General features: G+C 67.6%; 19 protein-coding genes. 14 read left to right on the top strand and 5 right to left on the bottom strand.

Annotated elements, in window-relative coordinates; all coding sequences use genetic code 11:
- Positions 1-43: 43 nt before the first annotated feature.
- Positions 44-586, top strand: coding sequence for a hydrolase (locus H0B54_RS06215; RefSeq protein ID WP_188259647.1), 543 nt, complete (start codon positions 44-46; stop codon positions 584-586).
- Between the two features lie 36 nt (positions 587-622).
- Positions 623-1,327: an alpha/beta fold hydrolase gene (locus tag H0B54_RS06210; protein WP_188259646.1), complete on the top strand. Its 705-nt coding sequence runs from the start codon at positions 623-625 to the stop codon at positions 1,325-1,327.
- Positions 1,328-1,342: 15 nt separating this feature from the next.
- On the opposite strand, the gene H0B54_RS06205 is transcribed toward H0B54_RS06210, so the two are convergent.
- From H0B54_RS06205 to parE, 3 genes are all read right to left on the bottom strand, one after another.
- Entirely contained in the window at positions 1,343-1,900 is a 558-nt protein-coding gene (locus H0B54_RS06205) for a hypothetical protein (protein WP_188259645.1), read from the bottom strand.
- Between the two features lie 92 nt (positions 1,901-1,992).
- Positions 1,993-2,757, bottom strand: a complete 765-nt coding sequence (locus tag H0B54_RS06200) for a hypothetical protein (RefSeq protein WP_188259644.1) — start codon at positions 2,755-2,757, stop codon at positions 1,993-1,995.
- Between the two features lie 55 nt (positions 2,758-2,812).
- Complete coding sequence (gene parE, locus H0B54_RS06195) at positions 2,813-4,801, bottom strand: DNA topoisomerase IV subunit B (RefSeq protein WP_188259643.1); 1,989 nt, start codon at positions 4,799-4,801, stop codon at positions 2,813-2,815.
- A 197-nt stretch (positions 4,802-4,998) separates the two neighbouring features.
- On the opposite strand from parE, the gene H0B54_RS06190 reads away from it, so the two are divergent.
- The 8 genes from H0B54_RS06190 (at position 4,999) to H0B54_RS06155 (ending at position 13,117) form a co-directional block, all read left to right on the top strand.
- Positions 4,999-5,385: an acyl-CoA thioesterase gene (locus tag H0B54_RS06190; protein ID WP_188259734.1), complete on the top strand. Its 387-nt coding sequence runs from the start codon at positions 4,999-5,001 to the stop codon at positions 5,383-5,385.
- Positions 5,386-5,550: 165 nt separating this feature from the next.
- Positions 5,551-5,922, top strand: coding sequence for an FtsB family cell division protein (locus H0B54_RS06185; RefSeq protein ID WP_188259642.1), 372 nt, complete (start codon positions 5,551-5,553; stop codon positions 5,920-5,922).
- Between the two features lie 212 nt (positions 5,923-6,134).
- A complete protein-coding gene (gene pdhA / locus H0B54_RS06180; protein WP_188259641.1) occupies positions 6,135-7,151 on the top strand; it encodes a pyruvate dehydrogenase (acetyl-transferring) E1 component subunit alpha in 1,017 nt (338 codons plus the stop codon).
- Positions 7,152-7,229: 78 nt separating this feature from the next.
- A complete protein-coding gene (locus tag H0B54_RS06175; protein WP_188259640.1) occupies positions 7,230-8,627 on the top strand; it encodes a pyruvate dehydrogenase complex E1 component subunit beta in 1,398 nt (465 codons plus the stop codon).
- A 13-nt stretch (positions 8,628-8,640) separates the two neighbouring features.
- The gene (locus H0B54_RS06170) at positions 8,641-9,990 is read left to right on the top strand and encodes a pyruvate dehydrogenase complex dihydrolipoamide acetyltransferase (protein WP_188259639.1); all 1,350 of its coding nucleotides are present in this window, start codon (positions 8,641-8,643) and stop codon (positions 9,988-9,990) included.
- 13 nt (positions 9,991-10,003) lie between these two features.
- The gene (gene lpdA, locus H0B54_RS06165) at positions 10,004-11,401 is read left to right on the top strand and encodes a dihydrolipoyl dehydrogenase (RefSeq protein WP_188259638.1); all 1,398 of its coding nucleotides are present in this window, start codon (positions 10,004-10,006) and stop codon (positions 11,399-11,401) included.
- A 262-nt stretch (positions 11,402-11,663) separates the two neighbouring features.
- Positions 11,664-12,620 (top strand): lipoyl synthase, encoded by a 957-nt coding sequence (lipA, locus tag H0B54_RS06160; protein WP_188259637.1) that lies wholly within the window; start codon positions 11,664-11,666, stop codon positions 12,618-12,620.
- 29 nt (positions 12,621-12,649) lie between these two features.
- Complete coding sequence (locus tag H0B54_RS06155; RefSeq protein ID WP_094302533.1) at positions 12,650-13,117, top strand: type II toxin-antitoxin system RatA family toxin; 468 nt, start codon at positions 12,650-12,652, stop codon at positions 13,115-13,117.
- 13 nt (positions 13,118-13,130) lie between these two features.
- Here H0B54_RS06155 and H0B54_RS06150 read toward each other — a convergent pair whose 3' ends face one another.
- Both H0B54_RS06150 and H0B54_RS06145 read right to left on the bottom strand, forming a co-directional pair.
- Positions 13,131-13,634, bottom strand: a complete 504-nt coding sequence (locus H0B54_RS06150; protein WP_188259636.1) for a CinA family protein — start codon at positions 13,632-13,634, stop codon at positions 13,131-13,133.
- Positions 13,635-13,705: 71 nt separating this feature from the next.
- Positions 13,706-14,902 carry a bifunctional 2-C-methyl-D-erythritol 4-phosphate cytidylyltransferase/2-C-methyl-D-erythritol 2,4-cyclodiphosphate synthase gene (locus H0B54_RS06145; protein WP_188259635.1) on the bottom strand — a complete coding sequence of 399 codons (1,197 nt, stop codon included), beginning with the start codon at positions 14,900-14,902 and terminating at the stop codon, positions 13,706-13,708.
- Between the two features lie 198 nt (positions 14,903-15,100).
- On the opposite strand from H0B54_RS06145, the gene H0B54_RS06140 reads away from it, so the two are divergent.
- The 4 genes from H0B54_RS06140 (at position 15,101) to ntrC (ending at position 19,671) form a co-directional block, all read left to right on the top strand.
- The gene (locus H0B54_RS06140; protein ID WP_094302530.1) at positions 15,101-15,916 is read left to right on the top strand and encodes a cytochrome C assembly family protein; all 816 of its coding nucleotides are present in this window, start codon (positions 15,101-15,103) and stop codon (positions 15,914-15,916) included.
- Between the two features lie 124 nt (positions 15,917-16,040).
- Positions 16,041-17,027: a tRNA dihydrouridine synthase DusB gene (gene dusB / locus H0B54_RS06135; protein ID WP_188259634.1), complete on the top strand. Its 987-nt coding sequence runs from the start codon at positions 16,041-16,043 to the stop codon at positions 17,025-17,027.
- The gene (locus H0B54_RS06130) at positions 17,027-18,229 is read left to right on the top strand and encodes a two-component system sensor histidine kinase NtrB (RefSeq protein WP_188259633.1); all 1,203 of its coding nucleotides are present in this window, start codon (positions 17,027-17,029) and stop codon (positions 18,227-18,229) included. The genes dusB and H0B54_RS06130 overlap by 1 nt, the downstream gene beginning before the upstream one ends.
- Entirely contained in the window at positions 18,226-19,671 is a 1,446-nt protein-coding gene (ntrC, locus tag H0B54_RS06125; protein WP_094302527.1) for a nitrogen regulation protein NR(I), read from the top strand. The genes H0B54_RS06130 and ntrC overlap by 4 nt, the downstream gene beginning before the upstream one ends.
- Positions 19,672-19,844: the final 173 nt, after the last annotated feature.

Here is a 19,844-nt window from a genome sequence, read left to right as displayed (position 1 = left end):
GTTTCTCCGTCTGGACCGGATAATGAAAAAAGGCAGCCCTCCGATGCTTCTTTCCTCCCAACGTTCCGTCCTGGTGGTGGTCGATATCCAGGAAAAGCTGATGCCGGCCATCGCCGAGTCCGAGCAGGTCGAACGCAACGCCGCGACGCTGCTGAAGGCCGCCGGACTGCTCGGCGTGCCGGCCTTCGCCACCGAACAGTATCCCAGGGGACTCGGTCCGACCGCCGCCTCCCTGCGTGCCCTGCTGCCGCCGGACGGGGTGGTGGAGAAGATCAGCTTCTCCGCCGCGCGGGAGCCGGCCTTTCTGGAGCGGCTGGAGCGGCTCGGCCGTCGGCAGGTCGTGCTGGCCGGGTCGGAGGCCCATGTGTGCGTGATGCAGACCGCGCTGTCGCTGATCGGTCTGGGGTATGACGTGGTGCTGGTGGCGGACGCCGTGTCGTCGCGTGTTGCCGCCAACGCGGAGCTTGGCATCGCCCGCATGCGCGCCGCCGGGGCGACCATTGTCAGCACGGAGATGGTCCTGTTCGAATGGATGGAGCGCTCGGACATCCCCGCCTTCAAGGCGGTGCTGGAACTGATCCGCTGATCGAAACAAGAAGGCCGGAACGAGAAAGGAAGAGGCATGAGCGACCGGATTCCACTGATCCTGCTGCCCGGCATGCCGCTGGACGCCGCGCTGTGGGAGCACCAGACCAGCCATCTCGCCGATGTGGCGGAGCCGGCCGTCGGTGATCTGACCGGCCATGACTCGGTGGCCGCGCTCGCCGCCGCGGTGCTGGTGCAGGCCCCGGCGCGATTCGCGCTCGCCGGCCTGTCGATGGGAGGATACGTCGCCTTCGAAATTCTGCGGCAGGCACCGGAGCGGGTCGCGAAGCTCGCCCTGCTCGACACCAGCGCCCGCCCCGACACGCCGGAGCAGACCGCCACGCGCCAGGACGCCGTGCGTCTGGTGGGCCAGGGACGGTTGCGCCAAGTGGTGGCCTCCGGCATGCCGCGCCTCGTCCATCCGGACCGGGCGGGCGAATCCGCCCTGGTCGAATCGCTGCAGGCCCAGGCCCAACGGGTCGGGCCGGAGGGCTACGTGCGCCAGCAGACCGCCATCATGAACCGCCCGGACAGCCGGCCCGGCCTAGGAGCCATCGCCTGCCCGACGCTGGTGCTGTGCGGGCGGCAGGACGCCATCACGCCCCCGGCGCTGCATGAGGAGATCGCCGAGGGCATCCCCGGCGCTCGCCTTGCCCTGATCGAGGATTGCGGCCACCTGTCGGCCATGGAGCAGCCGCAGGCGGTCACCGCGCTGCTTCGGCAGTGGCTTCTCTACGCCTGAACGCCCGTCCCCACCTCAGCAGTCAGGACCTCCGCTGCAGCCGTCCAGGTCGGCGCGGCGGGCCGGAAAAAGGGCGAAGGTCATGTCGCTGATGAGCGACCGGAAGTCCGGGTCGTTCGGTCCCTGCGGACGGTCGAGCCAGCCGGTGGCCGACGACAGCGCTCCACCACCCCGGCAGAAAGCCCCCTGGACCACGACGGGGCCGCCGGGCGGGCTGGTGCGCAGGGGCTGGCCGCTGCACAGATACGAGTTCAGGGTCGTCTCGGCGGGGTTGAAGGCCAGGACGACGCGGTAATCGGGCCGCGCCGTCTGGTTCGGCGTGGTGGTGAAGTTGGTGCGCACGCCGGATATGCGGTTCTGCATGTTGGCGGTCACCAGCGGCCCGAAGGTTTGCGGGTCCATGCCGAAGGGATTGCCGTGGATCACGACGCGCAGATCGCGATTGGAAGCCGCGTAGGACACCTCGCTCAGCGTGTAGGCGGGGACGGGCAGATCAGCCACCACGCGTTCGTTGGTGCAGGCCGCCGCCATCGCGCAGAGGGCGAGAACGCTGGCACGGGACAGGAAGGTCATGGCTCGCCTGGGCTGCTGAATGGACATGGGGTGAACGATCATGGGGCGCCGCTTCAGGTCCGGCAAGCCCGCGCCCCCGGAAGAGCCACCGTTCAGCCGGCCGCGTATCCCGGCGGCGTCCAATCGGTGCGCAGCCAGTTCCGGGCAGCGCGCTCGATCAGCTCCGGATAGTTGGGGACCTCCGCGGGGCCGATCAGCGGCAAACCCATGTCTCCGACGATGCGGGCGACCGAGTCGTCGTCCAGAACCAGACCGAGCTGGCGGGCGCGATGGGCGATGTCCATCTCCTGGCCCCAGTAGTAGACCCGGGAGGCGCCGGTGTTGTCCCGCATGCGGCGCACCTGCTCCAGCCGGTCATCGCCGTAGAGCGGTTGCCAGATGTCGGCCATCAGGGTGTCCGCCGGCACGTCGGGCACGTAGGCGAGGGCGTCGCCCCGGATCACCGTCACCTTGGCGGCGGCCTCGGGCGGAAGCTGGCCGACCACGTCCATGGTGGCGTTCACCGCGATCACCTCGGGATCGAGTTCGACCACGGTGACGCGGGTGACCTCGGGCCGCAGGGCGGCGTTGGCGGCGGCCCAACCCATGCCGAGCCCCATGACCACCGTGTGCCCCGTCGCGAAACGGCAGCCGATCTCCTGGCTTTCGATCTCCATCGGGGTCATCGACATCCAGGTGCGCGACGCCGGACCGTCGTGGCGGATCAGCCCGGCCATGTCGGTGACCAGCATCGCTTCGCTCCAGTAGCCCTTGCAGATCAGCATCGGGGCGAGCAGAAGCTCCCAGCGTTCCCCCTTCCACGGGCGGTAGGTGGGGCGGAACAGGTCCGTCTGGTACAGGGCGAGCGGCGAGGTCATGCGGCCGGGGTCCATGGCGTTGGTCTGCACGCGAACGAGCGTACAGTGCCGGGGGTCACACGTCGATATCGTCGACCCGGACGAACTTCGCGTTCTCCTGGATGAACTGGAACCGCAGCTCCGGACGGCGGCCCATGAGCTCCTCGACACGGGTCTTGGTGGCCTTCACGTCCTCCGCCTGCTCCGGATCGGCGCTGTTCGGCACGACGACGCGCAGCAGCGTGCGCTTGGCGGGATCCATGGTCGTCTCGCGGAGCTGGGCCGGCATCATCTCGCCCAAGCCCTTGAACCGGCTGATTTCCACCTTTTTGCCCTTGAACGTCTTGTTCATGAGCTGGTCCTTGTGCGCGTCGTCGCGGGCATAGACCGACTTGGCGCCGTGGCTGATGCGGTAGAGCGGCGGAAGGGCCAGATAGAGGTGCCCGTTCTGGATCAGCCCGCCCATCTCCCGGTAGAAGAAGGTCATCAGCAGCGAGGCGATGTGCGCACCGTCCACGTCCGCGTCGGTCATGATGATGACCCGCTCGTAGCGCAGCTTGTCGCTGGAGAAGTCCTTCCCAACCCCGCAGCCCAAAGCCTGGGTGAGGTCGTTCAGCTCCTGGTTCGCCTTCATCTTGTCGGAGGAGGCCGAGGCGACGTTCAGGATCTTGCCGCGCAGCGGCAGGATGGCCTGGGTCTCGCGGTTGCGCGCCTGCTTGGCGGAGCCGCCCGCGGAATCGCCCTCGACCAGGAAGATCTCGGTGCCCTCCGGCGAGTTGCGGGAGCAGTCGGCCAGCTTGCCCGGCAGGCGCAGGCGGCGGGTCGCGGACTTGCGTCCCAGCTCCTTGGACTGCTTGCGCTTGGCGCGCTCCTCCGCCTTCTCGATCAGCCGTTCCAGAAGGGCCTTGGAGGAGGACGGGTCGCCGGACAGCCAGTGGTCGAAGTGGTCCTTGATCGCCGCCTCGACCAGCCGGTGGGCTTCCGCCGTCACCAGCTTCTCCTTGGTCTGACCCTGGAAATGCGGTTCGCGGATAAAGACCGACAGCAGGATGCAGGCGTCGCCCATCACGTCGTCCGCGGTGACCTGGGCGGCGCGCTTGTTGTTGGTCAGCTCGCCGTAGCCCTTCAGGCCGCGGGTCAGCGCGGCGCGCAGGCCGGCCTCATGGGTGCCGCCCTGCGGGGTGGGCACCGTGTTGCAATAGGTGTGGGAGAAGCCTTCGTCATCCTCCGGCCAGGCGATGGCCCATTCCACGCGGCCTTGCTGGTTCGGAAAATCCAGCGCGCCGGAGAAGGGCAGGCGGGTCAGCGCCCGGCGTTCTTTCAGGGCGGCGTTCAGATAGTCGAGGAGACCGCCGGGGAAGTGCAACGTCTCCTGCGGCGGGGTGGTGCTGTCGGGCGACAGCAGCGCCGGGTCGCAGCTCCAGCGGATTTCCACGCCCCGGTACAGGTAGGCCTTGGAGCGCGCCAGCCGGTACAGCCGGTGCGGCTCGAAATGGGCGGCCTCGCCGAAGATCTCGGGGTCGGCGTGGAAGCGGATGGTCGTGCCGCGGCGATTGGCCGCACCCTGGCGGGTCAGCGGTCCCTGGGGCAGGCCGCGGCTGTAGTGCTGTACGAAGAGCTGGCGGTCGCGCGCCACCTCCACGGTCAGCCGGTCGGACAGGGCGTTGACCACCGACAGGCCGACGCCGTGCAGGCCGCCGGAGGTCTGGTAGACCTTGTTGGAGAATTTGCCGCCCGAATGCAGGGTGGTGAGGATGACCTCCAGCGCCGACTTGCCCGGGTACTTTGGGTGGTCGTCGATCGGGATGCCGCGCCCGTTGTCGCGCACCACCACCGTGCCGTCGAGGGTCAGCTCCAGGTCGATGCGGCTGGCGTGGCCGGCCACCGCCTCGTCCATGGCGTTGTCCAGAACCTCGGCCACCAGATGGTGCAGCGCCCGGTCGTCGGTGCCGCCGATGTACATGCCGGGGCGCCGGCGGACGGGCTCAAGCCCTTCCAGAACCTCGATATCCTGGGCGGAATAGGTCTCGGCCTTGCGCGCCGTGTTCTCGAAAAGATCGCTCATGGCCCCAGTTATAGGAATTTCGTCAGGGCTGCGCAAGCGCATGCGGTGGCTCCTATATACCCCTCGCACCATATTTTGTGATGCGCTTTTTCGACCCCCGGTCAACGATGGCCCAAACGAACGAGGGCGGAGGCACCATGAGCGACGGCACCCCCACCGACCAGATCCCGGCGCACCCGGAAATGGCCCACCCGGATATGGCCCACCCGGATATGGAAGGCGGGCCGGCCCTGCGCACCATCGCCATGCCGGCGGACACCAACCCCAACGGTGACATCTTCGGCGGCTGGCTGCTGGCCCAGATGGATCTGGCTGGCGGCGTCGCCGCCCTGCGTCGCGCGGGCGGGCGCGTGGCGACGGTGGGAATCGAGGCGATGACCTTCCACAAGCCCGTCTATGTCGGCGACGAGGTGAGCTGCTTCGCCCACGTGACGAAGGTGGGTCGAACCTCCATCCGCGTCCGGGTCGAGACCTGGGTGCGCCGCCAGCGCAGCGCAGGGGAGGCGATCAAGGTGACGGAGGGCGTCTTCACCTACGTCGCCATCGGCGAGGATCGTCGCCCGCGCGAGGTGCCGCCGGAGTGACGCCGCGGACCTGCTTCTTTCGAAGGTTGCACACTGTGTAATCTTCCTTTGAGGGTAGAAGCGGCCTATTACTCGGCGGTGCGAAGAGCATGACGCGGTGAATTCTTTCGGATTGCTTCTTTTCCGTTTGACCGAAGGAATCGCGTATGATTCCATCATACCGCCATGACCATGCTCCAGAACCTCACCGACTCGCTGAAACGCGCCGCGAAAAGCGCCCTTCGCCAGGCCATCGGGCCGGCCATCGGCTCCTGTGTCGTCGCTTACTTCGTCTATTACGCCGTCCAGGGGGATCGCGGGCTGCTCGCCATGAACCACCTGAAGGCGGAGATCGCCACGGCGGAATCCGTCCTGGATCAGGTGAAAGCGGAGCGCGAGCGAATGGACCGCCGCGCGCAACTGATGCGCAGCGACCACCTCGACCGCGACATGCTGGACGAGCGCGCGCGCACGATGTTGAACCTTTCCGGCCCCCGCGACGTCATAATCGCACTCCCTCCGGCGCAGGGCGAAGGTGATGCTAGCGCTGAGAAGTAGGTCATATCAGTGAATTAACCGAAAGCCGGTTAACGCCGAATTTCGCGTTTAAAAACAGATATTTGCGTCGAACGCGCTTGTCGTGTACTGTGCGCCCCGCATCCGCTTCCGGTGCGAGGGGGATGCACCCTCATAAGTGGGATGTACCCTCGCAACGTGCTGCAGCCCTGGCTGTTCGCTTGCCGTCGCTGCATAAACCCTGGGGAGGAAACATGGCCGCGTCACGACGCCGTCCGAAGGCGCAGACTGACTCCGCGCCGAAGCAGGCCGCTTCGGTTGAGGAGATGATCAAGTTCTATCGCGAGATGCTGCTGATCCGCCGCTTCGAGGAGAAGGCGGGCCAGCTGTACGGCATGGGCCTCATCGGCGGTTTCTGCCACCTCTACATCGGCCAGGAAGCCGTTGTGGTCGGCATCCAGGCCGCGCTGAAGGACAACGACGACGTCATCACCAGCTACCGTGACCATGGCCACATGCTGGCCTGCGGCATGGACCCGAAGGGCGTGATGGCCGAGCTGACCGGTCGCCGTGGAGGCTACTCCAAGGGCAAGGGCGGCTCGATGCACATGTTCAGCCGTGAGAAGAACTTCTACGGCGGCCACGGCATCGTCGGCGCGCAGGTCCCGCTGGGCACCGGCCTCGCCTTCTCGCACAAGTACAACAAGGATGATGGCCTGTCCGCGGTCTATTGCGGCGACGGCGCCATCAACCAGGGTCAGGTTTACGAGAGCTTCAACATGGCGGCTCTGTGGAAGCTGCCGGTGCTCTACGTGATCGAGAACAACAAGTACGCCATGGGCACCTCGCAGGAGCGCGCCTCGGCGGGCGAACTGCACCAGCGCGGCGCGGCCTACGGCATTCCCGGCCATCAGGTCAACGGCATGGACGTCCTCGAGGTCCGCGAGGCCGCCGACAAGTGGGTGGAGTACATCCGCTCCGGCAACGGCCCGGTCATCCTTGAGATGAAGACCTACCGCTACCGCGGCCACTCGATGTCCGACCCAGCCAAGTACCGGACCAAGGAGGAGGTCGAGAAGATGCGGAGCGAGTCCGATCCAATCGACAACCTGAAGCGCGTCCTGCTGGAAGGCGCTTTCGTGACCGAGGACCAGCTCAAGGACATCGACCGCGAGGTCAAGGCCGTGGTGACCGAGGCTGCCGAATTCGCGCAGCAGAGCCCCGAGCCCGATCCGGCGGAGCTGTGGACCGACGTCCTGGTCGAAGCCTGACGACAACGATAAGCAGGAGCGGCGCCGAGGGCCGGAGGCTTCGCCTCCCGGTGAACCCGCGCCGCCGGAGGTTGAGGAATGCCGATCGAAGTGCTGATGCCGGCGCTGTCGCCCACCATGACCGAGGGCAAGCTGGCGAAATGGGTCAAAAAAGAAGGTGACGAGGTCAAGTCCGGCGACGTGCTCGCCGAGATCGAGACCGATAAGGCGACCATGGAGGTCGAGGCGGTCGATGAAGGTCGCATCGGCAAGATCCTGGTCGCCGAGGGCACCGAGAACGTCGCCGTGAACACCCCGATCGCCGTGATCCTCGGCGAGGGCGAGAGCGTGACCGACGCCGTCTCCGGCTCCCCGACGCCGGCCCCGAAGGTCGCCGCCGAGCCGGTGGTGAAGGACTCGGGCGCGCACGCCCCGGCCACCCTGCCGGTCGGCCCGGCCAGCGGTCCGGCCGCCGCGCCGCCGGCGTCGGACGAGGACAAGTTCTTCGACAAGACGGTGAAGAAGACCGTCCGCGAAGCGCTGCGCGACGCCATGGCCGAAGAGATGCGCCGCGACCCGACCGTCTTCCTGATGGGCGAGGAAGTCGCGCAGTACCAGGGCGCCTACAAGGTGTCGCAGGGCCTGCTCCAGGAGTTCGGCGCCGACCGCGTCATCGACACGCCGATCACCGAGATCGGCTTCGCCGGCCTGGGCGTCGGCGCGGCCTTCCGCGGCCTGCGCCCGATCGTCGAGTTCATGACCTTCAACTTCGCGATGCAGGCGATCGACCACATCGTGAACTCCGCCGCCAAGACGCTGTACATGTCCGGCGGCCAGATGGGCTGCCCGATCGTGTTCCGCGGCCCGAACGGTGCGGCCGCCCGCGTCGCCGCGCAGCACAGCCAGGACTTCACCCCCTGGTACGCCAGCGTGCCCGGCCTGAAAGTCGTCGCCCCCTACAGCGCGTCGGACTTCAAGGGCCTGATGAAGTCGGCGATCCGCGATCCGAACCCGGTCATCTTCCTCGAGAACGAGATCCTCTACGGCCAGTCCTTCGAGGTGCCGGAGAGCGAGGACTTCATCGTTCCGATCGGCCGCGCCAAGATCCGCCGCGCCGGCACGGACGTGACCATCACCGCCCATTCGCTGATGGTCAGCTACGCGCTCGCCGCCGCCGACCTGCTGGAGAAGGAGGGCATCAGCGCCGAGGTCATCGACCTGCGCACGATCCGTCCGCTCGACACCGAGACCATCGTCAACTCGGTCAAGAAGACCAACCGCCTCATCACCGTCGAGGAGGCCTGGCCGACCTGCGGCATCGGCGCCGAGCTGTCGGCCCTGATGATGGAGCAGGCCTTCGACTATCTGGACGCCCCGGTGATCCGCGTGACCGGCCTCGACGTGCCGATGCCCTACGCGGCGAACCTGGAGAAGCTCGTCCTTCCTTCGCCCGACCGCATCGCGGAAGCGGCGAAGAAGGCCTGCTACCGCAAGTAAGGAGGGCGAGTGAATGACCATCCAGATTCTCATGCCCGCCCTCTCTCCGACCATGACCGAGGGCAACCTCGCCAAGTGGCTGAAGAAGGAAGGCGACGCGGTGAAGTCCGGCGACGTGATCGCCGAGATCGAAACCGACAAGGCCACTATGGAAGTCGAGGCGGCCGACGAAGGCCGTCTCGGCAAGATCCTCGTGCAGGCCGGCACGCAGGGCGTCGCGGTGAACACCCCGATCGCCGTGCTGCTGGAAGAGGGCGAGGACGACAGCGCGCTCACCAAGGCCGCCGCTCCCGCCCCGGCGGCGGCGCCCGCCGCGGCTCCGGCCACGGCGGCGTCCGCTCCGGCCCCGACCGGTGCCCCGGCTCCGGCTCCGCAGGCCGCGTCCGCTCCGGCTCCCGCCGCCCAGGGCGGTGGCCGCGTGTTCGCCAGCCCGCTGGCCCGCCGTCTGGCCGAGCAGGCCGGTCTCGACCTGAAGGCCGTCAAGGGCACCGGCCCGAACGGCCGCATCGTCAAGGCCGACATCGAGGCCGCTAAGGCCGGCGGCACCGCCAAGGGCGCCGCTCCGCAGGCCGCTGCCCAGGCTCCCGCCGCGGCTCCGGCCCCGGCGGCTGCTCCGGCCGCCGCTCCGGCCCCGAAGGCCGCGGGCATCGATGCCAAGGACCTGTCGGACAAGCTCGGCATGCGCTACAAGGCCCAGCCGAACAGCTCCATGCGCAAGACGATCTCCCGTCGTCTGACCGAGGTGCAGCAGACGGTGCCGGATTACTTCCTGGCCATCGACTGCGAGCTGGACGCGCTGCTGAAGGTCCGCGCCGACCTGAACGCCCGTTCCAAGGATTACAAGCTGTCGGTCAACGACTTCATCATCCGCGCCGCCGCGCTGACGCTGAAGAAGTTCCCGAACATCAACGCCGCCTGGTCGGAGGAGGCCATCCTCCGTTACGACCACGTCGACATCTCGGTCGCCGTGGCCACCCCGACCGGCCTGATCACGCCCATCGTCAAGAAGGCGGAGACCAAGGGGCTGGCCGAAATCTCCAACGAGATGAAGGGTCTGGCGGAGCGCGCCCGCGACGGCAAGCTGAAGCCGGAGGAGTACCAGGGCGGCACCTTCTCGATCTCCAACCTCGGCATGTACGGCATCCGGGAGTTCGCGGCGATCATCAACCCGCCGCAGGCCTGCATCATGGCGGTCGGCGCCGGCGAGCAGCGTCCGGTCGTGAAGAACGGCGCGCTCGCCATCGCCACCGTGATGACCGTCTCGGTCACCGTGGACCACCGCGTCGCCGACGGCGCGCAGGGTGCGGAATTCCTCGCGGCTTTCAAGAAGCTGATCGAGGATCCGTTGAGCATGCTGCTGTAAGGGGACGCGGACCATGGCTGACATGAACTACGACCTCATCGTCATCGGCGGCGGTCCGGGCGGCTATGTGGCGGCGATCCGCGCCGCCCAGCTCGGCCTCAGCACCGCGGTGGTGGAGCGCGAGAATCTCGGCGGCATCTGCCTCAACTGGGGCTGCATTCCGACCAAGGCGCTCCTGCGCTCGGCCGAGGTGCTGCGCAACGCCAAGCACGCCGCGGATTACGGGCTGGTTATCCAGAACCCGTCCTTCGACCTGGACAAGGTCGTTCAGCGCTCCCGCAAGGTGGCGGGGCAGCTCAACGGCGGCGTCAAGCACCTGCTGAAGAAGAACAAGGTCGCCGTCATCGAGGGCGAGGCCAAGCTGCTCGGCAAGGGGCAGGTGGCCGTGACCAAGGGCGGCGCGGCGGTCGGCACCTTCGGGGCGAAGAACATCATCATCGCCACGGGTGCCCGTGCCCGCACCCTTCCGGGTCTGGAGGACGACGGCAACCTCGTCTGGACCTACCGCAAGGCGATGACCCCGAACACGACGCCGAAGTCGCTGCTGGTCATCGGCTCCGGCGCCATCGGCATCGAGTTCGCCAGCTTCTACAACGAACTGGGCGCCAAGGTGACGGTGGTCGAGGTGATGGACCGCATCCTGCCGGTCGAGGACGAGGAAATCTCGGCCTTCGCCCGCAAGCAGTTCGAAAAGCAGGGCATGCGGATCATCACCAACGGCAAGGCCGGCAACCTGCGCAAGGGCGCCGACAGCGTGACGGTGGCGGTGGAGGCCAACGGCAAGACCGAGGACATCACGGTCGACCGCGTGATCCTCGCCGTCGGCATTTCGCCGAACACGGAGAATCTGGGCCTGGAGAACACCAAGGTCCAGACCGATCGCGGCCACATCAAGACCAACGCCAACTGCCAGACGGACGAGCCGGGCGTCTACGCCATCGGCGACGTGACGGGGGCTCCCTGGCTCGCCCACAAGGCCAGCCACGAGGGCGTCATCGCCGTCGAGCACATCGCCGGCAAGCACCCGCACGCGCTGGACGTCCGCAACATCCCGGGCTGCACCTACTCGCACCCGCAGATCGCGTCGGTCGGCCTGACCGAGAAGAAGGCGAAGGAGGCGGGCTACGAGGTCCGCGTCGGCCGCTTCCCCTTCATCGGCAACGGCAAGGCCATCGCGCTCGGCGAGGCGGACGGCATGGTGAAGACCGTGTTCGACGCGAAGACCGGCGAGCTGCTGGGCGCCCACATGGTCGGCGCCGAGGTGACGGAGCTGATCCAGGGCTACACGGTCGCCAAGACCATGGAGACCACCGAGCAGGAGCTGATGCAGACGGTGTTCCCGCATCCGACCCTGTCGGAGATGATGCACGAGTCGGTTCTTGATGCCTACGGCCGGGCCATCCACTTTTAAGTGGAGAGTCTGATCGACGGTCGTTTCCTCCCTCGCCCTCCGGGGCGGGGGAGCAACGATTCGGGCGCCGTCATCCTTTTGGCGGTGTTGTTTCGCCGCGGCCGATAATCAGACTTGACCGGTCGGTCATTCCGGCCTATCCGGCGGGACCGTGTCCGCCGGCCTTGCGCCGTTTCCCTGCGCCGCCCCTTGCGCGGTCGGCGGCGCGTTACCGTTCAGCATCGGCGCTGCCATCGGGCAGCCCGTGGGAGCACTTCAGACCATGACCGTGGCCGATCACCCCGAGAAGCTTCGCCATCCCGAAAAGGCCCACAAGCCCGACAACCCGATCCAGCGCAAACCGGGCTGGATTCGCGTCAAGGCGCCGACCAGCCAGGAATACAACGAGACGCGCAACCTGATGCGCGGGCTCAAGCTCAACACGGTGTGCGAGGAGGCCGCCTGCCCGAACATCGGGGAATGCTGGAAGCACAAGCACGCGACCTTCATGATCCTCGGCGCCGTCTGCACCCGCGGCTGCGCCTTCTGCAACGTCGGGACCGGCCGCCCGGACCAGCTCGATCCGCACGAGCCGGAGAATGTGGCGGAGGCGGTGGCTCAGCTTAAGCTGAGCCATGTCGTCGTCACCTCGGTCGACCGCGACGACCTGGAGGACGGCGGGGCGGAGCATTTCGCCCGGACCATCCGCGCCATCCGTGCGGCGTCGCCCGACACGACCATCGAAATCCTGACTCCCGACTTCCAGAAGAAGAAGGGTGCCGTGGAGGTGGTGGTCGAGGCGAAGCCCGACGTCTTCAACCACAATCTGGAAACCGCGCCGCGCCTCTACCCGACGATCCGTCCGGGCGCCCGTTACTTCACCTCGCTGCAGTTGCTGGCGCGGGTGAAGGAGCTGGACCCGTCGATGTTTACCAAGTCCGGAATCATGGTGGGCCTGGGCGAGACGCGCGAGGAGGTCGGGCAGGTGATGGATGACCTGCGCGCCGCCGATGTTGACTTCATGACGATCGGCCAGTACCTCCAGCCGACGCCCAAGCACGCGGCGGTGGATCGGTTCGTGACTCCGGAAGAATTCCAGAGCTACGCAACACTTGGCCGCGGTAAGGGTTTCCTGATGGTGGCCTCGACGCCGCTGACCCGCTCCAGCTATCACGCGGGGGCGGACTTCGCGATGCTGCGCGAGGCTCGCCTCCGCAAGCTCGCGGCAGCGGCGGGCTGAGAGGCGGCCGAAAGAGAAACGGAGCGGGTATGCCGACGCACGCGGAAAAGAAGGTTCTTCCCTACACGCCGGAACAGATGTACCGGCTGGTCGCCGATGTGGAGAAGTACCCGGAGTTTCTGCCCTGGTGCCTCGCCGCCCGCATCCGCCGCCGCGAAGGCGACGTGATGTTCGCGGACCTCGTGATCGGCTTCAAGATGGTCCGCGAACGCTTCACCTCGCGCGTGGAACTGGACGAGGCGAGCCGCCGCATCAACGTCCAGTACACCGAGGGACCGTTCCAGTACCTGAACAACCACTGGATCTTCACCCCGCACGAGGGCGGCGTCTGCGTGGATTTCTACGTGGACTTCGAGTTCCGCTCGAAGATGCTGCAGAAGATCATGGGGGTGCTGTTCAACGAGGCGGTGCGCCGCATGGTGCAGGCCTTCGAGACCCGCGCCGCCCAACTCTATGGCAACGGCGCCACCCGGCCCGCCACGGCGCGGACCGCCTGAACTCCGTGTTCTCCTAACGAATCGCGGTTTCCGGTCGGGCTGTGCGCAGCCGCTCCAGCGCGGTCTGCACGGTCGCGAGGCGCACCGCCTCGCGGTCGCCGGGGAAAGTGTATTCCTTGTGCTTTGCGGCCCCGCGCCGGATCGCGGTGGCGATGTAGACACGCCCGACCGGCTTTTCCGGTGTCCCGCCGCCGGGTCCGGCGACTCCGGTGACCGCAACCGTCACGTCAGCCTTCGACTTCGCCAGAGCCCCCACCGCCATCGCCACCGCCACCTCCGGGCTGACCGCGCCGTGGGCGTAGATCAGGCTGGGCGGCACGCCGAGCATCTCCGACTTGGCGACGTTGGAGTAGGTGACGAAGCCGCGGTCCACCACCTTGGACGACCCCGCGATGTCGGTCAGCGCCCCCGCGATCAGGCCACCCGTGCAGGATTCGGCGGTCGCCAGGGTGTAGCCGGCCAATTCGTACTCGGCGAGCAGCTTGGCGGCGAGTTCACGGATGTGATCGGGAAACATGCGGGTCCCTTTCGTCGTCGTCCAAAACCAGCCCCTCTCCCGTCCCGGGAGAGGGCAATGGAAGGCACATGCTATCCCGGCAGGCGGACCGTCGCCATCGCTTGGGCCGCGATGCCCTCACCGCGCCCGGTGAAGCCCAGCCGTTCCGTCGTCGTCGCCTTCACGCTGACCCGGTCCACCGGCATGCCCAGAATTTCGGCAACGCGCGCGGTCATCGCCTCGCGGTGCGGGCCGACCTTCGGGCGCTCGCAGATGATCGTCACGTCGACATGGGCGATCCTCCCGCCGCGCGCCGTCACCAGCTCCGCCGCGTGTTTCAGGAACAGCGCGCTGTCGGCGCCGCGCCATTGCGGGTCGCTGGGCGGGAAGTGGCTGCCGATGTCTCCGGCGCAGAGCGCGCCCAGGATGGCGTCTGTGAGCGCGTGCAGCCCGACGTCGGCGTCCGAATGGCCCTCCAGCCGGTGCGTGTGCGGCACCCGCACGCCGCACAGCGTGACGTGATCGCCCTCGGCGAATCGGTGCACGTCGAAGCCCGACCCGGTCCGGATGTCGGACAGGGCGGAGTCGAGCGCACGGGTGGCGCGGGTCAGGTCGTCGGGGGTCGTCACCTTGAAATTCTCCTCCCTGGCGGGCACCAGCGCGACCGGCAGCCCGGCGCGTTCGGCGACCGCTGCGTCGTCGGTCAATTCCAGCCCGGCGGCGTCGCGGTGCGCGGCCAGAATCTCGGGAAAGCGGAAGCCCTGCGGGGTCTGGGCGCGCCACAGGCCGCTGCGGTTCACCGTGCCGGCCACCAGCCCGCCGTCCGGACCGCCATTGCCGCGCTTCAGCGTGTCGGCGACCGGCACCGCGGCCAACGCCGCGGGGTGGGTGGCCAGAGCCGCGATCACCGCGTCGATGGTGTCGGAATCGATCAACGGGCGGGCCGCGTCGTGGATCAGCACCAAGTCCGGCGCCGACTCGGCCAACGCCTCCAGCCCGTTGCGGACCGAGTCCTGGCGGGAGGCCCCGCCGGCCACCGGCTCGGGCAGGTCCAGCCCCGCGACGGCCGCGTCGTAGAGATCGCGGAAGGCGGGATTGATGACGACCCGCACCGCGCTCACCTTGGGGTGGCGCCGGAAAGCCTCCACCGTGCGGCGCAGCACGGGCTGGCCGGCGAGGTCGAGATACTGCTTGGGCCGCTCGGCGCCGAACCGCTGGCCGGTACCGGCGGCGACGATCAGTGCGATGCAGGAAGACGCGTTCAAGGAAGACGCGTTCAAGGAAGACATGGGGCGTTTCCCTGCCGTTTGGGCTATGGTATCCGCGCTTGACGGGCCGTCCGCCTGACGCTTACGTCATGGCGGCCGGACGCAGCGGAGCCTAGCCGCTCACCAGCGTTCCGCCAAGAGCCCCTAGGGCTGGAGCAGCGAAGACTTGTCCAACAGCGACTTTGGGTTTCCGCAGAGGGAAGGGCACGGGTCCGCCGCATGTCGCAGAACATCGTCTACAGCCTGACCGCGCTGATGGCGCTGCTGCCGGCGTCCATCTATCCCTACCACCGGATCGCGGGGCAGGGGGCGGACGGACGATCCGCCTATTTCTGGAGCGCCCTGGCTCTGGGCTTCGCCGGGCCGGCGGCCTGGGCGCTGACCCAGGTGGCGGGACGCTGGCACACCGGCCTGTCCACCGCACTGTGGATCACCATCGCCGCCTGCATGCTGCTGTTCATGGCAATGAGCGCTCTGACCCGGTCGGCGTGGCGGCTGTCGCCGCTGCTTCTGCCCTATCTGCTGACCGTCGGCGCCTTCGCGACGCTGGCCCAGCAGGCGCCGGCGCCGGTGCTGCGCGGCGGGGCGCCGGGCATCTGGATCGACCTGCACATCGCGGTGTCGGTCATCACCTACGCGCTGCTGACCATGGCCGCCGTGGCGTCGCTCGCCGCCTTCCTGCAGGAGCGGGCGCTGAAATCGAAACGCCCGACGCCGCTGACCCGGTTCCTGCCCCCGGTGGCGGAAAGCGAGCGGATGCAGCTCCACCTTCTCGGCGCGTCGGAGGCGGTGCTGGGGGCCGGTCTCGCCACGGGAATGGCGGTGCTCTATTACGAAACCGGCGCGCTGCTGCGCGCCGACCACAAGACGCTGCTGTCGGTCGCCAGCTTCGTCGTCATCGGCGGGTTGCTGCTCGCCCACGCCCGCACCGGCGTGCGCGGGCGGATGGCCGCGCGTCTCGTGCTGATCGCCTATCTGCTCCTGACCCTCGCCTATCCGGGCGTCAAGTTCGTCACCGACGTCCTGCTCGGCTAGCCCCCGCGCATGACAGCCAGCGCGGCGCTCGCGGTATGTGCACTTGCAACATGCCGAAACGCTGTGCTACCGTGCACAAATTCTCATCATATAGCTAATGTGCCCATCATGTGGGCAGGTGAACATGGCCATTCAAATCGGCACCATCTCGCTTGAGGGTCCGGTGATCCTCGCCCCTATGTCCGGCGTCACCGACCTGCCGTTCCGGCGGCTGGTGAAGCAGTCCGGCTGCGGGCTGGTCGTATCCGAGATGGTCGCGAGCCAGGCGATGATCCGCGAGAACCGCCAGACCCTGCGCATGGTCGAATGCGAGCCGGAGCAGTTCCCCATGGCGGTCCAGCTTGCCGGGTGCGAGCCCGACGTGATGGCCGAGGCGGCGAAGCTGAACGAGGACCGCGGGGCCGCCATCATCGACATCAACTTCGGCTGTCCAGTGAAGAAGGTGGTCAACGGCCACGCCGGCTCCTCCCTGATGCGGGACGAGGCGCTCGCCGCCCGCATCCTGGAGGCCACGGCAAAGGCGGTCTCCATCCCGGTGACGCTGAAGATGCGCAAGGGCTGGGACGACAACAGCCTCAACGCGCCCCGGCTGGCCCGCATCGCGGAGGAGTGCGGGATCAAGCTGGTCACCATTCACGGCCGCACCCGCGAGCAGTTCTACAACGGCACCGCCGACTGGTCCTTCATCCGCTCCGTGAAGGACGCGGTGTCGATCCCGGTGGTGGTCAACGGCGACATCACGTCCTTCGACGCCGTGGACCGTGCGCTCGCCGAGTCTGGCGCCGATGGGGTGATGATCGGGCGCGGCGCCTACGGGCGCCCCTGGTTCCCCGCCCAGGTGATGCATTACATCCGCACCGGCGAGCGGTTGCCCGACCCGCCGCTCCACGAGCAGCTCGACACGCTGCTGGAGCATTACGACGCCATGCTGACCCATTACGGCGTCGAGGGCGGGCTGCGCGTCGCCCGCAAGCACATCTCCTGGTACTCCACGGGCCTGCGCGACTCCGCCGAATTCCGGTCGGAGGTCAACCGCATGTCCGATCCCGAACGAGTGCGCGGCTTCATCCGCGACTTCTATGCCCCGGCGATCGAAAGGATGGCTGCCTGATGGCCCGTGCATCTGCCGCTGCTCCATTGCCCCGCCGCCCGGCGCGGCCCCGTGCACCCTCCAGTTCCTACCGCCCCGTCCGCTCCTGCATCGATCCGTCCGTCATGCTGAACGCGCTCCCCGACCCCGTCCTGGTCGTCGATGGTGCCGGCGACATCCGTTATGTGAATCTGGAGGCGCAGGAGTTCTTCGGCCTGTCCGCCGCCATGATGGAAGGCATGCCGCTGGCGGAGCTTCTGCCGCCCAACAGTCCGGTCAGCCAGTTGATCGAGCAGGTCCAGCAGGGCCGCCACCGCGCCTCGCAAGAGGGCGTCGTCATCGACACGCCGCGCATCGGCCCGCACCACGTCACCGTGCGGGTGACCGCCCTGGGCGAGCCCGCCGACCATGTGCTGCTGACGGTCAACGAGCGCACGCTGGCCCGCAAGATCGACAACTCGCTGACCCACCGCAACGCCGCCCGCTCGGTCACCGCGATGGCGTCGATGCTGGGGCACGAGGTGAAGAACCCGCTGTCGGGCATCCGCGGGGCCGCGCAGCTCCTGGAGGAGAACTGCAGCGAGTCCGACCGGGTGCTGACCCGGCTGATCTGCGACGAGGCCGACCGCATCGTCGCCCTGGTCAACCGGATGGAGGTCTTCTCGGACCAGCGCCCGCTGGAGCGCGACGCGGTGAACATCCACACCGTTCTGGAGCATGTCCGCAAGGTGGCCCAGAGCGGATTCGCGCGGAACATCCGCTTCATCGAGCGGTACGACCCGTCCCTGCCGCCGGTCTATGGCAACCGCGACCAGCTCATCCAGATTTTCCTCAACCTGATTAAAAATGCGGCAGAAGCTGCACCGGAATCGGGCGGCGAGATCATTCTCAGCACATCTTATCAGCACGGCGTCCGCATGGCCCTGCCCGGCGGCGACACCCGCCTGCATCTCCCGTTGCTGGTGTCCGTTCAGGATAATGGGGACGGCATACCCGACGACCTGCGCTCCAACCTGTTCGATGCGTTCATCACGACGAAGGTCAATGGGACTGGCCTGGGGCTTGCATTGGTAGCCAAAATTGTCGGCGACCACGGTGGCGTCATCGAATTTGATAGCCAGCCGCGCCGCACCGTCTTCAAGGTCTCGCTACCCATGTTCGATGAAGCGCAGATGAGCGGCGATCCTGCACCGGCCAGAGGCATCCGAGGGGCCATCGGATGAGTGCAGCCACGATCCTGGTTGCGGATGACGACCGCGCCATCCGCACCGTGCTGACCCAGGCGCTCGCCCGCCTCGGGCATGAGGTGCGCACCACCGGCAACGCCTCCACGCTTTGGCGCTGGGTGGCGGACGGGCAGGGCGACCTCATCATCACCGACGTGGTGATGCCCGACGAGAACGGCCTGGATCTGATCCCGCGGATCAAGAAGATCCGGCCCGACCTGCGCATCATCGTGATGAGCGCGCAGAACACGCTGATCACCGCCGTGAAGGCGGCGGAGCGCGGTGCTTTCGAGTATCTGCCCAAACCCTTCGACCTGAAGGAGCTTGTCTCGGTCGTCGAGCGGGCGCTGAACTCCAACACCCCGCCGGCTTCTCTGCCCGCCGACGCGGGGGAGGCGGACGAGCAGCTTCCCCTGATCGGCCGCTCGCCGGCCATGCAGGAGATCTACCGCGTCCTTGCCCGTTTGATGGGCACCGACCTGACGGTGACCATCACCGGCGAGTCGGGCACCGGCAAGGAACTGGTAGCCCGCGCGCTGCATGATTACGGCAAGCGCCGCAACGGTCCCTTCGTCGCCATCAACATGGCGGCCATCCCGCGCGAACTGATCGAGTCCGAGCTGTTCGGCCACGAGAAGGGCGCCTTCACCGGGGCCACCAACCGCTCCACCGGCCGGTTCGAGCAGGCGCAGGGCGGCACCCTGTTCCTCGACGAGATCGGCGACATGCCGCTGGAGGCGCAGACGCGCCTGCTGCGCGTGCTGCAGGAGGGCGAGTACACCACCGTCGGCGGGCGTACACCCATCAAGACGGACGTACGCATCGTCGCCGCGACCCACCGCGACCTGCGCACCCTGATCCGCCAGGGCTTGTTCCGCGAGGATCTGTTCTACCGCCTGTGCGTCGTTCCCATCCGCCTGCCGCCGCTGCGCGAGCGTACGGAGGACGTGCCGCTCCTGGTCCGCCATTTCCTGAACCAGTGCTCGGCCCAGGGGCTGCCGGTGAAGAGCATCGACCAGCCCGCCATGGACCGGTTGAAGCGCTACCGCTGGCCGGGCAACGTGCGTGAACTGGAGAATCTTGTCCGTCGCCTCGCCGCGCTCTATTCGCAGGAGGTCATCGGGCTGGACGTGGTGGAGGCGGAGCTTGCCGACGCCACCCCGGCGGCCCAGCCGGTGGAGGAGCCGCAGGGCGAGGGGTTGTCCGCCGCGGTGGAGCGGCACCTCAAGGACTATTTCGCTGCGCACAAGGACGGCATGCCGTCGAACGGCCTCTACGACCGGGTGCTGCGCGAGGTGGAGCGGCCTTTGATTTCGCTCAGCCTCTCGGCCACGCGCGGCAACCAGATCAAGGCGGCGCAGTTGCTCGGCCTCAACCGCAACACGTTGCGCAAGAAGATCCGCGATCTCGACATCCAGGTGGTGCGCGGGTTGAAGTGATCCGGCGTCGGGGGCCGAAGCCCGGCGCCGCCCCGATCCCACAGCGTGGTGTTTTTGCGACAGGCTTCCGGCGCCTCTGCCCTTCGCGATGCTCCTTAGGGACTGTGCGAAAGGCAGAGGGGTTGCCGCTTGGCAGGACGGCAACAGCTCGTGTATCATTCTGGCAACAGACA

The organism is Azospirillum tabaci (assembly GCF_014596085.1).
GTDB lineage: Bacteria > Pseudomonadota > Alphaproteobacteria > Azospirillales > Azospirillaceae > Azospirillum > Azospirillum tabaci.
This window is presented reverse-complemented; position numbering and strand designations above follow the sequence as displayed.

Excerpts from the sequence above, each read along its gene's own strand:
- H0B54_RS06215 (WP_188259647.1), top strand. The coding sequence starts at position 44 with ATGCTTCTTTCCTCCCAACGTTCCGTCCTGGTGGTGGTCGATATCCAG.
- H0B54_RS06210 (WP_188259646.1), top strand. The coding sequence starts at position 623 with ATGAGCGACCGGATTCCACTGATCCTGCTGCCCGGCATGCCGCTGGAC.
- H0B54_RS06205 (WP_188259645.1), bottom strand. The coding sequence starts at position 1,900 with ATGACCTTCCTGTCCCGTGCCAGCGTTCTCGCCCTCTGCGCGATGGCG.
- H0B54_RS06200 (WP_188259644.1), bottom strand. The coding sequence starts at position 2,757 with ATGACCTCGCCGCTCGCCCTGTACCAGACGGACCTGTTCCGCCCCACC.
- parE (WP_188259643.1), bottom strand. The coding sequence starts at position 4,801 with ATGAGCGATCTTTTCGAGAACACGGCGCGCAAGGCCGAGACCTATTCC.
- H0B54_RS06190 (WP_188259734.1), top strand. The coding sequence starts at position 4,999 with ATGGCCCACCCGGATATGGAAGGCGGGCCGGCCCTGCGCACCATCGCC.
- H0B54_RS06185 (WP_188259642.1), top strand. The coding sequence starts at position 5,551 with ATGACCATGCTCCAGAACCTCACCGACTCGCTGAAACGCGCCGCGAAA.
- pdhA (WP_188259641.1), top strand. The coding sequence starts at position 6,135 with ATGGCCGCGTCACGACGCCGTCCGAAGGCGCAGACTGACTCCGCGCCG.
- H0B54_RS06175 (WP_188259640.1), top strand. The coding sequence starts at position 7,230 with ATGCCGATCGAAGTGCTGATGCCGGCGCTGTCGCCCACCATGACCGAG.
- H0B54_RS06170 (WP_188259639.1), top strand. The coding sequence starts at position 8,641 with ATGACCATCCAGATTCTCATGCCCGCCCTCTCTCCGACCATGACCGAG.
- lpdA (WP_188259638.1), top strand. The coding sequence starts at position 10,004 with ATGGCTGACATGAACTACGACCTCATCGTCATCGGCGGCGGTCCGGGC.
- lipA (WP_188259637.1), top strand. The coding sequence starts at position 11,664 with ATGACCGTGGCCGATCACCCCGAGAAGCTTCGCCATCCCGAAAAGGCC.
- H0B54_RS06155 (WP_094302533.1), top strand. The coding sequence starts at position 12,650 with ATGCCGACGCACGCGGAAAAGAAGGTTCTTCCCTACACGCCGGAACAG.
- H0B54_RS06150 (WP_188259636.1), bottom strand. The coding sequence starts at position 13,634 with ATGTTTCCCGATCACATCCGTGAACTCGCCGCCAAGCTGCTCGCCGAG.
- H0B54_RS06145 (WP_188259635.1), bottom strand. The coding sequence starts at position 14,902 with ATGTCTTCCTTGAACGCGTCTTCCTTGAACGCGTCTTCCTGCATCGCA.
- H0B54_RS06140 (WP_094302530.1), top strand. The coding sequence starts at position 15,101 with ATGTCGCAGAACATCGTCTACAGCCTGACCGCGCTGATGGCGCTGCTG.
- dusB (WP_188259634.1), top strand. The coding sequence starts at position 16,041 with ATGGCCATTCAAATCGGCACCATCTCGCTTGAGGGTCCGGTGATCCTC.
- H0B54_RS06130 (WP_188259633.1), top strand. The coding sequence starts at position 17,027 with ATGGCCCGTGCATCTGCCGCTGCTCCATTGCCCCGCCGCCCGGCGCGG.
- ntrC (WP_094302527.1), top strand. The coding sequence starts at position 18,226 with ATGAGTGCAGCCACGATCCTGGTTGCGGATGACGACCGCGCCATCCGC.